This is a genomic window from Jannaschia halovivens (assembly GCF_046452375.1).
In the GTDB taxonomy this organism is placed as follows: domain Bacteria; phylum Pseudomonadota; class Alphaproteobacteria; order Rhodobacterales; family Rhodobacteraceae; genus Jannaschia; species Jannaschia halovivens.
Window position 1 is genome coordinate 106,946 of record NZ_JBKFDJ010000001.1, and the last position, 12,205, is coordinate 119,150.

Genomic DNA, 12,205 nt, shown 5'->3' on the forward strand with positions numbered 1-12,205 from the left:
GGCATGACGACGCCGTCCCGCCCGCTGCAAGGCATCCTGTGGATGATCGCGACCGGGCTCTGCTTCATCGCGGTCACGGCCATCGTCAAATACGCCGCACAGGACCTCCCCGCCGCCGAGGCCGCCTTCCTGCGCTACCTTCTGGGGCTCGTCTTCCTGCTGCCGGTCGCGCGCACGCTCCTGTCCGAGCGGGTGTCGCTCGGCGATCTGAGGCTCTTCGGGTTGCGCGGTCTCGTCCACGCGCTGGGCGTGATCCTGTGGTTCTACGCAATGACCCAGATCCCCATCGCCGAGGTCACGGCCATGAACTACCTCAATCCCGTCTACGTCACGCTCGGGGCCGCGATCTTCCTCGGCGAACGGCTGGCCATCCGCCGAATCGTCGCCGTCCTCGTGGCGCTCTGCGGTGTCGTCGTCATCCTCCGCCCCGGCTTTCGCGAGATCGAGACGGGCCACTTCGCCATGCTCTTCACCGCGATCCTCTTCGGGGCGTCCTATCTCTGCGCCAAGCCGCTCTCGGGGCGCTATTCGGCTGCGATGGTGGTGGCGATGCTGTCGATCACGGTGACGATCGGGCTGGCGCCCTTCGCCTTCGCCGTCTGGGTCACGCCGACGCCGACCGACATCGCCTTCATGTTCGCCGTCGCCCTCTTCGCCACCGCCGGGCACTACGCCATGACGCGCGCCTTCGCCGCCGCGCCCATTTCGGTCACGCAGCCGGTGACGTTCCTACAGATGGTCTGGGCGGTGCTGCTGGGCTGGCTCGTCTTCTCCGAGCCGCCGGACGGGTTCGTCATCCTCGGGGCGGGGATCATCATCGCCTCGGTCAGCTTCATCGCCTGGCGCGAGTCGCGGCTCCGGCGGCAGGTGACGCCCTCCTCCTACGCGACCAAGGGGTAACCGGGCCACAGGTGTTAACCTTTCGCTAACGTCGCCGCTTGAACCGGCGCGATCCGGGGGGCATCTCCCGGCCATGTTCAGACTTTGTTCACTTCTTCTGGCCGGCGCGCTCGCCGCGCTTCCCGCCGCGGCCGAGACCCTCTCCGGCCCGATCCGCGTGATCGACGCCGACACCATCGATATCGGCGCCGCCGCCAGTATCCGCCTGGTCGGCATCGACGCCGCCGAGGGCGAGCAGACCTGTCGCGACGGGGCCGAGATCCTGCCCTGCGGCCGCATCGCGACCGAGGCGGCGCGCGCGTTGTATCAAGGGCTTACGGCGCGTTGTTCGACCGAAGGGCGCGACCGATTCGACCGCTACCTCGCCCGGTGCCGGGTCGGCGGCGTCGAGATGAATGCCGAACTCGTGCGCCTCGGCCTCGCGCGCGTCTACCGCGACGACCGAACGTATTTCGAGGAGCAGAAGGAGGCCGTCCTGATGGAACGCGGCCTCTGGCGCTACGACATGCAGGACCCGGCCGCGTTCCGGGCCGAGGCGCGCGCCACCCGCGCCGGTGACGCGCCGTCCGCGACCGGCACCTGCGCCATCAAGGGCAACATCTCGGGCAACGGTCGCATCTACCACATGCCCGGACAGGAGTTCTACGACCGCACCCGGATCAATCCCGCGCGGGGCGAGCGGCTGTTCTGCACCGAGGGCGAGGCCCGCGCCGCCGGGTGGCGCCGCGCGCAGCGCTAGGGCCGGGCGCCAAAAATCTTCGACGAAGATTTTTCGCCCGCGTCAGGCGCTGGCGTCGGTGCCTTCGACCTGCGCCTGGAAATTCTCGAAGAACTGGTCGGCCATCTTGGCCGCGAAGCTGTCGATCAGGCGCGAGCCCAGCTGCGCGATCTTGCCGCCGACCTTGGCGTCGACGGCATAGCTGAGCGCCGTGCCTTCGGGCACCTCGGCCAGCCGCACATCCGCGCCGCCCTTCGCGAATCCCGCGACGCCGCCCTTGCCCTCGCCCGCGATGCGGTAGCTTTTGGGCGGGTTCACGTCTGAGAGGGTGACCGCCCCTTTGAACGTCGCCTTCACCGGACCGACCTTCTGCTTCACCACCGCCTCGAACCCCTCCTCGGGCGAGCCGGTCAGCTCCTCGCAGCCGGGGATGCAGGCCTTCAGCGTTTCGGCATCGTTGAGCTTGGCCCAGACGATGTCGCGCGGCGCGGCGATGGTACGGGTGCCGGTCAGTTCCATGTCTCACTCCCTCGGTTCCGCCCAAGACTTGGCGCGGACGCGCGCGCGCTACAAGTCGTAAGGCAACCGCCCGCGATCATCGGGGTCGATGCGCACCGGACGCTCCAGCGGCGGGACGGCGCGCTGGGCGCAGGCGACGCGCTCGCAGATCCTGCAGGAGATGCCGATCGGCTCGAACCCCGATCCGAGGTCCAGCCCGTCTGCATAGACCAGATGGCGCGCATGCTTGACCTCGCAGCCCAGCCCGATCGCCTGCCGCCGCGTCGGCGCGCCGAAGGATCCGCCCGGCTTGGAGACGTCCCGCGCCAGGCAGAAATAGCGCACGCCGTCCGGCGTCTCGGCCAGCTGCCGCAGGAACCGGCCGGGCGTCTCGAAGGCGGCATGCACGTTCCAGAGCGGGCAGGCCCCGCCGAACCGCGCGAATTGCAGGCGCGTGGCCGAATGGCGCTTGGTGATCTGGCCCGCGGGGTCGACGCGCACGAAGAAGAACGGCACGCCCTTGGCGCCCGGCCGCTGCAGGGTCGAGAGGCGGTGTCCGACCTGTTCGAGCGACGCGCCGAAGCGGCGGGCCAGCGCCTCAAGGTCGTGGCGGAGGTCGGCCGCGGCCGCGCGGAACGTACCATACGGCATCAGCGCGGCCCCCGCGAAGTAGTTGGCGAGGCCCACGCGCGCGATGGCGCGGGCATCGTCGGAGGCGAAGCGCCCCTCGTCGAGGATCGCGTCCAGAAGGTCCGCGCGCGTCACGAGGGCGAGCTGGTGGAGTTGCTGGAATCGTAGGGTCGGCGCGTCGGCACGGGCCGCGAGCGTCAGCGTTCCGGCTCCCGCGTCGTGGTGGCGCAGGCGGTCGCCCTCGGCCAGGACGACGCGCATGTTCCGCTGATCCCAGACCCGCGCGAGTCCGGCGTCGACGTCGGGCCCGAGCTTGTCCGCGACCTCTTCGGCGGCCCGGTCCAGCGCGTCGAGATAGTTGTCGCGGTAGTGGAAGAAGTCGCGCACCTCCTCCCAGGGGGAAGGCGCCGAGAGACCCGTCTGACCCAGCGCCGCGTCGAGCGAGGCCAGTCGCTCGGCCCCGTCGCGATAGGCGCGGTGCAGCGTCAGGAACGCGCGGGCGAGGCCGGGCGCGTTCAGGCCCGCCATCCGCAGATCGGCCAGCGGCACCGCGTCGGCGAAGATCGGGTCGGCCAGCGCCTCGCGCATATCCGAGACGAGGCGTTCGTCGTCGCCCGCGCCCAGCTCGGTCACGTCGAAGGCGAATTCGCGCGCCAGGGCCAGCAGGACCGTCGTCGAGACGGGCCGGTTGTTGTTCTCCATCTGGTTGAGATACGGCAGCGAGACCCCGAGGCGCGCGGCGAAATCGGTCTGGGTCAGGCCGAGGCGGGTGCGGACCTCGCGCAGCTTCGCCCCGGCATAGAGTTTCGGCGCGGCCATGGCGTCCCCCTGTTTGCAAACCCGCGCTTAGCAGGCTTAGCATGTAGGGGTCGAGAGGCTGTCAGCCCGCCGCGGCCAGCCGGGCGTTCCGCCGGATCGTCAGCACCGTCGCCGTGACCGAGGCCGCACCCGACGCCACCATCAGGATCACCAGTGGCAGCGCGCCGCCGCCGAAGCCCAGAAGCCAGCCCGCGATGGCCGAGAGCGCCGCACCCCCGCCGATCATCATCGCCCCGCCCAGGCCGCTGGCCGTGCCCGCGAGATGCGGCCGCACCGAGAGCATGCCCGCCGTCGCGTTCGGGATGACGAGGCCGTTGCCCAGGCCCACGAAGGTCATGAAGCCGAAGAACACCCAATGCGAGGTGAAGCCCGACAGCGTCAGCAGGAGGAGAAGCGAGAGGCCGAAGACCTGCCCCAGCGCGCCCCAGAGGATCATCCGGTCGATCCCGAACCGCTGCGAGAAGCGGCCCGACAGCCCGTTGCCCACCAGGTAGCCCAAGGCGGGCGCGCCGAAGAAGAGGCCCAGCGTCGCCGGGTCCATGCCGAAGACCTGCGTGCCGACGAAGGGGGCGCCGCCAAGATAGGCGAAGAACGCGCCCGACGCGAAGGCCGACGACGCGCAATAGCCCCAGAAGCGGCGCGAGGTCAGGAGTTCGGGATATTCGCGGACCTGATCGCGGAAGGTGCCGCCGGTCTTGGGGGCCGTCTCGCCCAGATCGGTGTAGGTGACCGCCCAGAGCAGCGCGCCCGCCCCGAGCAGCAGCCAGAAATTCGCCTGCCAGCCGAACCAGCCCTCGAGCACACCGCCGATGGCCGGGCCGACCATGGGCACGACCGACATGCCCATCGTGACGTAGCCCAGCATCGAGGCCGCCTTGTCCTGTGGGTAGAGATCGCGCACGACCGCGCGGCTCAGCACCATGGCGACCACGATCGCGGCCTGCGCCATGCGGAAGGCGAGGAAGATCTCGACCGTCGGCGCAAAGATACAACCGACCGTCGCGATCATGAAGAGCACGAGGCCCGTCAGGATCACCGGGCGGCGGCCGTAGCGGTCCGAGATCGGACCGACCACCAGTTGCAGCACCGCGTTCACCGCGAGGTAGAGCCCGACCGAGAGCTGGATCAGGCCGTAATCGGCGGCGAAGAACTCGGCCATCGCGGGCAGCGACGGCAGGAACACGTTCATCGACAGCGTCGACAGCCCCACGAGCGCGACGAGCGTGAGGATATGCGGCGGCGTGCGGGCCGCCGGTGCGGTGTCGGTGAGGATGGCCATATGGGGGGAGATATGCCGCAAAGCGCCGCGCGTCCAACCCGGTCGTTGCACAGGCGGGTGTGCGGGATGCGCGGCGGCGGCGGACGCGACCGGGGCGCGGCGGGGTTTGCCGATTTGCAGATTGGGGCCGGGTACTGCGACCGCCTTTGCAAATTATCCAGATCGGGCTTTTCCGGCCTGCGCCGCGCGCGTAGGCATGGGGAAACGGGAGGGCCTCTGCCATGAAGGACATACTCGGAGAGCTGGAGGCGCGGCGCGACGAGGCGCGGCAGGGCGGCGGCCAGCGCCGCATCGACGCCCAGCACGCCAAGGGCAAGCTGACCGCGCGCGAGCGGATCGAGCTTCTGCTCGACGATGGCTCGTTCGAGGAGTTCGACATGTTCGTGGCCCACCGCGCCACGGATTTCGGGATGGCCGAGGACCGGCCCGCGGGCGACGGCGTCGTCACCGGCTGGGGCACGATCAACGGGCGTCTGGTCTATGTCTTCAGCCAGGATTTCACCGTGTTCGGCGGGTCGCTGTCGGAGACGCATGCCCAAAAGATCTGCAAGATCCAGGACATGGCGCTCCAGAACGGCGCGCCGGTCATCGGGCTCAACGATTCCGGTGGTGCGCGCATCCAGGAGGGGGTGGCCAGCCTCGCGGGCTATGCCGAGGTCTTCCAGCGCAACATCGACGCGTCCGGCGTCATCCCGCAGATCAGCGTCATCATGGGCCCCTGCGCGGGCGGCGCGGTCTATTCCCCCGCGATGACCGACTTCATCTTCATGGTGAAGGATTCGTCCTACATGTTCGTAACCGGCCCCGACGTCGTGAAGACCGTCACTAACGAGGTCGTCACCGCCGAGGAGCTGGGCGGCGCGGTCACGCATACGAAGAAGTCCGGCGTGGCCGACGGCGCCTTCGAGAACGACGTCGAGGCGCTGGCCGAGGTGCGGCGGCTCTTCGATTTCCTGCCGCTCTCGAACCGCGAGATCCCGCCGGTTCGGCCCTTCTTCGACAGCCCCGACCGGATCGAGGACAGCCTCGACACGCTGATCCCCGACAATCCGAACGCGCCCTACGACATGACCGAGCTGATCACGAAGCTGGCCGACGAAGGCGACTTCTTCGAGATCAAGGCCGAGTTCGCCAAGAACATCCTGACGGGCTTCATCCGCATCGAGGGGCGCACCGTGGGCGTCGTCGCCAACCAGCCGATGGTGCTGGCCGGGTGCCTCGACATCGACAGTTCGCGCAAGGCCGCGCAGTTCGTGCGGTTCTGCGATGCCTACGACATCCCGCTCCTGACGCTGGTGGACGTGCCGGGCTTCCTTCCGGGGACGAGCCAGGAGTATGGCGGCGTCATCAAGCACGGCGCGAAGCTCCTCTTCGCCTATGGCGAGGCGACGGTGCCGAAGGTCACGGTCATCACCCGCAAGGCCTATGGCGGAGCCTATGACGTGATGGCGTCGAAGCACCTGAAGGGCGATTTCAACTACGCCTGGCCCACCGCGGAGATCGCGGTGATGGGGGCCAAGGGCGCGGTCGAGATCCTCTACCGGAGCGAGCTGGGGGACGCCGACAAGATCGCGGCGCGAACGAAGGATTACGAGGACCGCTTCGCCAACCCGTTCGTCGCCGCCGAGAAGGGCTTCATCGACGAGGTGATCCAGCCCTGCGCCACCCGCAAGCGCATCGCCCGCGCCTTCGCCTCGCTCCGCCACAAGCGGCAGGAGCGGCCGTGGCGCAAGCACGACACGATCCCGCTGTGAGCGGGTGGACCCCCGACGGGCGCGGCTGGCAAGCCCGCCGAGACGGCGCGACCTTCGCGCTCTCGCGGCGCCTGCCGCTGCGCTGGGACGTGGCGGCCGAAACGCGGCTGCCGGACCTGGGGCGGCGGCGGCTGGCCCATGCCGTGCGGCAGGATCTCTGGCGGGCGCTGCGCGACCTGCGGGGCTTCGCGCCCGCCGTGGAGGTGACGCGCGACGCGGGCGGCTGTCACGTTCGCGCCGGGGGCCGGGTCGAGGGCGCCGTGGCCGGCGGGCTGACGGCACGGGTCGCGGCGGTGCTGGCCGATCCGGGCCTGCGGGCCGGTTGGGTCCGCGCGGCGCGACATCGGGAGAGCGCGGCATGATCGGGCGGAGCATTCTCGCAACGCTGGTCCTGGCCGCGCCCGCCGCGGCGCAGGACACCATTCCGTCGGGCCAGGCGGTCGTGCTCTGGCAGGTGCTCTGGGAGCGCGTGGACGGGCAGGGGACCCAAGCGATCCTGCGCTTCATCGCGCCCGGCGTCGCCCGTGACGGCGGCACGGTGGATTTCGAGGCGGCGCAGGCCGACATGGACTGGCTCTGCGCGACCCATGCCGTGCCGATCGCCGCACTGCCCCATGCGCGCACCGAAAGCGTGCTGGTCAACCTGATGGACCGGCCCGTGCCGCGCGGCGCGACCGACCCCGAGGCGCAGCAGTTCTTCACCGTCTACACCATCGAGAACGGCGCATGTTCGCCGGAGGCGTTCTGATGAAGGTTGAGGAACCACGCCGTCCGGGTATGTGTTACGGTCAGGGGGGAGCCGCGAATCCGCACCGCATCCCGACCCGAAACGACAGGAGAGAGACTCTATGCGTAAGCTCATCAAGACCGTCGCCGTTCTCGGCATCACCGCCACCCTCGTTGCCTGTGGCGCGCCCGCCGAAGAAGAGATCGTCTTCGTCGAGCCGGTCACCGTCGACCCGGTGTCCACGAAGTTCTGATCGCGCGACGGGCCGCGCACACGCGTCCGGCCCGTCCGCCCACCGGGAACAATCCCGGCGGATCGGCGCCATTGATGCCACGTCGCCACAAGGGCCCCGCACAACTGGGGCATTTCTGGGGCACCCGTATCGCGGTGATCTGACGTCTGATAGGTTCTCCACAGGCCGCAGCCATGCGGTCCGCATCACGGGCGGCGTGAGGGTTGAACCCCTCGCGCCGCCCGTCAACGTCAGGAGACCTGGATGTCCAACATCATCAAAGCCGTCGTCGGTCTGGCCGCGCTCACCGCGTTGTCGGGCTGCTTCCTCTCGAACCCTGAGCCGGAAGAGATCATCATCGTCGAGCCCGCACCCGTCGTGGTCGAGCCCGTCAGCGGCAAGTACTGAGACGCGCACGGGGCGGGGCTTCGGCCTCGCCCCGGCCACCCCGACCGCGGGCGTCGCGACATGAGCGGCGGGCGCGATCCGATGCACAAGCATCGCGGCTTTCCGGGCCGTCTTCCGGGAACTGACTTCCAATTCACCATCCGGCGCGCGAACCCCAAGGGCGTGACGCCCCTGAAGCGGCTCGAGCGCTTTCGCGATCGGCGCCATACCGACCGTCTGGCGGATGCGGCGTTTCTCGGCGCGCTCTGGGATCATTTCGAGGACCAGCCCTTCGAGCGCGGCAATCTCGATGCCGGGCGGCTGTCCTGGCTCTTCGGCCGCGAGGTCGTCCCGGCGGAGGAGCCGTTCGATCCCGCCTCCTACGACGCGATGCTCCGGATCGACGAGCGTCAGGCCCGTGCCTCGTTTCCGGACGTCTTCGCCGAGGACGATGCGCCATCGGGCGACGTGGATGATGAGGATTGGGCGTGAAGGCGCCGATCCGGCCCCCCCATGGGCGGAGGAGCGCCGATGGCGCCGAGCGCGCCATTTTGCGTTTTGACGTGCGCCCCGCCCGGCGCAGCGTGACTTCGTGCCCCACCGGCCCGATCCTCTCCGGGAGATGGCCGGACACGCACGAGTGGAACCGTACCCCTTCCCCTCCCGGACGATGGGTCTGCCTGCGGGCCGAGCCATCGTCCGGACCCTTTTCCGACTGCGCCATACAGGCAGAAGCGCGGCGGTTCGGGGGAGGATGCGGACCCACTCTGATAACAACGAAGAAGGCAGGAGCAGTTCCATGTTCAACACACCCATTCGGGCCGCCGGCATCGTCGCCGCGCTGGCCCTGTCCGGCTGCATCGGGACCGATGTGGAGCGTGCCGCGGGCGGCGCGGTCCTCGGCGGGCTCGGCGCCAAGGCGCTGGACGGAAACGTCGCGGCGGGCGTCCTCATCGGTGCCGCCGGCGGCGCGCTGGCCGACGACGTGGCGGATTGGGGGCGGTAATCCGCCGCGGGCGCGGAACTTTTCACGCCCCCTTGCAACCCGGTGCCAAATCGGTGCGTTACGGTCAGGCATAACCTACGGAGATTTTCCATGCATCGTACCTTCATCGTGCCCGCCATCGCCCTCGTCACGCTGCTCGCAGCCTGCAACACCGGCTCGGACCTCGAGCGCGCGGCCGTCGGCGGCCTCATCGGCTGTGCCGTGGGCGAGATCGTTCAGGACGGCGCATGTGTCGCGGGTGGTGCCATCGGCGCCGCGGGCGGCGCGCTGGCCAACGACATCTGATCACCGGCCCCTCGGGGCCGCCAAAACCAGCTTCGGGGCTGTCCGGTCATGCGACCGGGCGGCCCTTTTTTGCGTCGGCCCGGCGGAAGACCGGGCGAGGGGGACCGCATGTTCGACAAGATCCTGATCGCCAACCGGGGCGAGATCGCCTGCCGCGTCATCAAGACGGCGCGCCGCATGGGCATCCAGACGGTGGCCGTCTATTCCGACGCCGATCGCAATGCGCTGCACGTAAAGATGGCGGACGAGGCGGTGCATATCGGCCCGCCGCCCGCCAACCAGTCCTACATCGTGATCGACCGCATCATGGATGCCATCCGGCAGACGGGCGCGCAGGCCGTCCATCCGGGCTACGGCTTTCTCAGCGAGAACCCGAAATTCGCCGAGGCGCTGGAGGCCGAGGGCGTCGTGTTCATCGGCCCACCCAAGGGCGCGATCGAGGCGATGGGCGACAAGATCACGTCGAAGAAGATCGCCCAGGAGGCAGGGGTCAGCACAGTGCCCGGCCATATGGGCCTGATCGAGAACGCCGAGGAGGCGATCCGCATCTCGGGCGAGATCGGCTATCCGGTGATGCTCAAGGCCAGCGCGGGTGGCGGCGGCAAGGGCATGCGGATCGCGTGGTCCGAGGACGAGGTGGCCGAAGGCTTCCAGGCGTCCAAGAACGAGGCGGCGTCGAGCTTCGGCGACGACCGCATGTTCATCGAGAAATTCGTCACCCAGCCCCGCCATATCGAGATCCAGGTGCTTTGCGACGGGCACGGGAACGGCGTCTATCTGGGCGAGCGTGAGTGTTCCATCCAGCGCCGCAACCAGAAGGTCGTCGAGGAGGCGCCGTCGCCGTTCCTCGATCCCGAAACGCGCCGCGCGATGGGCGAGCAGAGCCTCGCGCTGGCCCATGCGGTCGGCTACGCCAGCGCGGGCACGGTCGAGTTCATCGTCGACGGCGACCGCAATTTCTACTTCCTCGAGATGAACACCCGGCTGCAGGTCGAGCATCCGGTGACCGAGCTCATCACCGGCGTCGACCTCGTGGAGCACATGATCCGCGTCGCAGCCGGCGAGACGCTCGCCATGTCGCAGGAGGACGTGACCCTGACCGGCTGGGCGATGGAGAGCCGTCTCTATGCCGAAGACCCCTATCGCGGCTTTCTGCCGTCCATCGGCCGGCTGACCCGCTACCGCCCCCCCGAGGAGACCGAGGGCTACTTGCCCGGCACCGCCGCCGGGACGGTGGGCGACGTCGTCGTGCGCAACGATACCGGCGTCTACGAGGGCGGCGAGATCAGCATGTTCTACGACCCGATGATCGCCAAGCTCTGCACCTGGGGCCCGGATCGGGCAGCGGCCATCGCGGCGATGCGCGACGCGCTGGACGGGTTCGAGGTCGAGGGGATCGGGCACAACCTGCCCTTCCTCAGCGCGGTGATGGACCACCCCAAGTTCGTCGCCGGCAACATGACGACCGCCTTCATCGCCGAGGAATATCCCGACGGGTTCGAGGGTGTGGACCTGCCCGAGGATCATCTGCGCCGCATCGCCGCCGCCTGCGCCGCGATGCACCGGGTGGCCGAAATCCGGCGCACCCGCGTGTCGGGCCGGATGGACAACCACGAGCGAAAGGTCGGCTCGGATTGGGTGGTGACACTGGGGGGGACGCGGTTCGAGACGGTGATCGCCGCCGATCCGGGCGGCTCGGACGTGACCGTCGACGGCGAGACCCTGCGGGTCACCGGCGCCTGGACGCCGGGCGACGCGCTGGCCCGGATGGAGGTCGCGGGCGCGCCCGTTGTGATGAAGGTCGGCAAGATTTCGGGTGGGTTCCGCATCCGCACGCGCGGCGCGGACCTGCGCGTCCATGTCCGCACACCCCGGCAGGCCGAGCTGGCCGCGCTGATGCCCGAGAAGGTGCCGGCGGATACCTCGAAGCTCCTGCTCTGCCCGATGCCCGGCCTGATCGTGCGCGTCGACGTGGCCGAGGGCGAAGAGGTGCAGGAGGGGCAGGCGCTGGCCGTGGTCGAGGCGATGAAAATGGAGAACATCCTGCGCGCCGAGCGCCGCGGCACCGTCTCGAAGGTCAATGCTGCGGCGGGCGACAGCCTCGCGGTCGACGACGTGATCCTCGAGTTCGAGTAGGCGCGTGCAGGACGGCTGGCCCATCTTCCTCGGGACGGTGGCGGTGTCGGCCGTCATCCTGTTCGGCCTGTCCGCCGGGTGGTTCGAGGGCCTGAGCGCACGGGCGCTGAGCGACTGGCTGCGGGGGCTGGACGCGCGCATCTGGCAGGCGGTGATCGCGGGCTTCTTCGTGGCGGCGGGCTGGCTGGTGAACGGCTGGCAGAACCGTCGGGTCGCGGCCAAGCTGCGGGCCGAGCGGTTGCGCGATGCGCACCGCGCCATCTTCGCCGAGATCGATGCGAACCTGTCGAATCTGCTGGAGGAAGGCGCGTTGCGGCGGGCGGGCGCGCGGATGGTGCGTCGGATGCGGGCGGACGCGGCCTTCGTGCCCCTCATCCCGCGCGAGAAGCATGACCGGATCTTCAGCGCGCTGGAGGCCGAGATCCACATCCTGCCCCGCGTGACCATCGACCCGATCGTGGCCTATTACTCGCAGCTCGGCAGTCTCGCCGCCCATGTGGAGGATATGCGCGACCGCAGGTTCACCCTCCTGTCGACGCGGCGGAAGATCGCGATGTACCTGGATTATCTCTACATGAAGATCGCGGCGTTACGCCTTGGTCGCAAAGCCGTTTGGCTGATCGAGGTCTATGCGCGCGATGGCAAGGATGCGGCCGAAGCGGAGGTCCGGCGGCTGAACGTCAGTAGCCTTCGGGACGGGGCCCGGTCCGTCCCGTGACCGGCGGGGTCGGAACATACGGGATGTCGTCCGGCGAGGCCTGGCGGGGTGTGGCTGTCTTGGACATGGCGTCCTCCTTGGACAACAACATAAGCCCGGGTCGGGTGCGTCGCAAC

Annotated in this window: 15 protein-coding genes; 12 read left to right on the forward strand and 3 right to left on the reverse strand. The window is 69.3% G+C overall.

The window, feature by feature from the left end:
- Positions 1 to 3 precede the first annotated feature (3 nt).
- The gene (locus ACK8OR_RS00565; RefSeq protein WP_410187540.1) at positions 4 to 900 is read left to right on the forward strand and encodes a DMT family transporter; all 897 of its coding nucleotides are present in this window, start codon (positions 4 to 6) and stop codon (positions 898 to 900) included.
- 73 nt (positions 901 to 973) lie between these two features.
- Positions 974 to 1,639, forward strand: coding sequence for a thermonuclease family protein (locus ACK8OR_RS00570; protein WP_410187541.1), 666 nt, complete (start codon positions 974 to 976; stop codon positions 1,637 to 1,639).
- Between the two features lie 42 nt (positions 1,640 to 1,681).
- On the opposite strand, the gene ACK8OR_RS00575 is transcribed toward ACK8OR_RS00570, so the two are convergent.
- From ACK8OR_RS00575 to ACK8OR_RS00585, 3 genes are all read right to left on the reverse strand, one after another.
- Positions 1,682 to 2,137 carry a CoxG family protein gene (locus tag ACK8OR_RS00575; protein ID WP_410187542.1) on the reverse strand — a complete coding sequence of 152 codons (456 nt, stop codon included), beginning with the start codon at positions 2,135 to 2,137 and terminating at the stop codon, positions 1,682 to 1,684.
- A 48-nt stretch (positions 2,138 to 2,185) separates the two neighbouring features.
- Complete coding sequence (locus ACK8OR_RS00580) at positions 2,186 to 3,565, reverse strand: helix-turn-helix domain-containing protein (protein WP_410187543.1); 1,380 nt, start codon at positions 3,563 to 3,565, stop codon at positions 2,186 to 2,188.
- Positions 3,566 to 3,626: 61 nt separating this feature from the next.
- Positions 3,627 to 4,844, reverse strand: coding sequence for a multidrug effflux MFS transporter (locus ACK8OR_RS00585; RefSeq protein ID WP_410187544.1), 1,218 nt, complete (start codon positions 4,842 to 4,844; stop codon positions 3,627 to 3,629).
- Positions 4,845 to 5,065: 221 nt separating this feature from the next.
- Between ACK8OR_RS00585 and ACK8OR_RS00590 the strand changes: the two genes are divergently transcribed.
- The 10 genes from ACK8OR_RS00590 to ACK8OR_RS00635 all read left to right on the forward strand — a co-directional run bounded on the left by ACK8OR_RS00590 (position 5,066) and on the right by ACK8OR_RS00635 (position 12,089).
- Positions 5,066 to 6,598: an acyl-CoA carboxylase subunit beta gene (locus ACK8OR_RS00590; protein ID WP_410187545.1), complete on the forward strand. Its 1,533-nt coding sequence runs from the start codon at positions 5,066 to 5,068 to the stop codon at positions 6,596 to 6,598.
- Positions 6,595 to 6,960: a hypothetical protein gene (locus ACK8OR_RS00595; protein WP_410187546.1), complete on the forward strand. Its 366-nt coding sequence runs from the start codon at positions 6,595 to 6,597 to the stop codon at positions 6,958 to 6,960. Before ACK8OR_RS00590 ends, ACK8OR_RS00595 begins: the two co-directional genes overlap by 4 nt.
- Complete coding sequence (locus tag ACK8OR_RS00600) at positions 6,957 to 7,346, forward strand: DUF6497 family protein (RefSeq protein ID WP_410187547.1); 390 nt, start codon at positions 6,957 to 6,959, stop codon at positions 7,344 to 7,346. Before ACK8OR_RS00595 ends, ACK8OR_RS00600 begins: the two co-directional genes overlap by 4 nt.
- Positions 7,347 to 7,446: 100 nt before the next feature.
- Positions 7,447 to 7,578 (forward strand): hypothetical protein, encoded by a 132-nt coding sequence (locus tag ACK8OR_RS00605; RefSeq protein ID WP_298430955.1) that lies wholly within the window; start codon positions 7,447 to 7,449, stop codon positions 7,576 to 7,578.
- 243 nt (positions 7,579 to 7,821) lie between these two features.
- Complete coding sequence (locus ACK8OR_RS00610) at positions 7,822 to 7,965, forward strand: hypothetical protein (RefSeq protein ID WP_410187548.1); 144 nt, start codon at positions 7,822 to 7,824, stop codon at positions 7,963 to 7,965.
- 81 nt (positions 7,966 to 8,046) lie between these two features.
- Entirely contained in the window at positions 8,047 to 8,436 is a 390-nt protein-coding gene (locus ACK8OR_RS00615; RefSeq protein WP_410189847.1) for a hypothetical protein, read from the forward strand.
- Between the two features lie 307 nt (positions 8,437 to 8,743).
- Positions 8,744 to 8,950, forward strand: a complete 207-nt coding sequence (locus tag ACK8OR_RS00620) for a hypothetical protein (RefSeq protein WP_298430959.1) — start codon at positions 8,744 to 8,746, stop codon at positions 8,948 to 8,950.
- Between the two features lie 90 nt (positions 8,951 to 9,040).
- Complete coding sequence (locus ACK8OR_RS00625; RefSeq protein ID WP_298430961.1) at positions 9,041 to 9,235, forward strand: hypothetical protein; 195 nt, start codon at positions 9,041 to 9,043, stop codon at positions 9,233 to 9,235.
- A 108-nt stretch (positions 9,236 to 9,343) separates the two neighbouring features.
- Entirely contained in the window at positions 9,344 to 11,371 is a 2,028-nt protein-coding gene (locus ACK8OR_RS00630; RefSeq protein WP_410187549.1) for an acetyl-CoA carboxylase biotin carboxylase subunit, read from the forward strand.
- A 4-nt stretch (positions 11,372 to 11,375) separates the two neighbouring features.
- Complete coding sequence (locus ACK8OR_RS00635) at positions 11,376 to 12,089, forward strand: hypothetical protein (RefSeq protein ID WP_410187550.1); 714 nt, start codon at positions 11,376 to 11,378, stop codon at positions 12,087 to 12,089.
- The last annotated feature ends 116 nt before the right edge of the window (positions 12,090 to 12,205 follow it).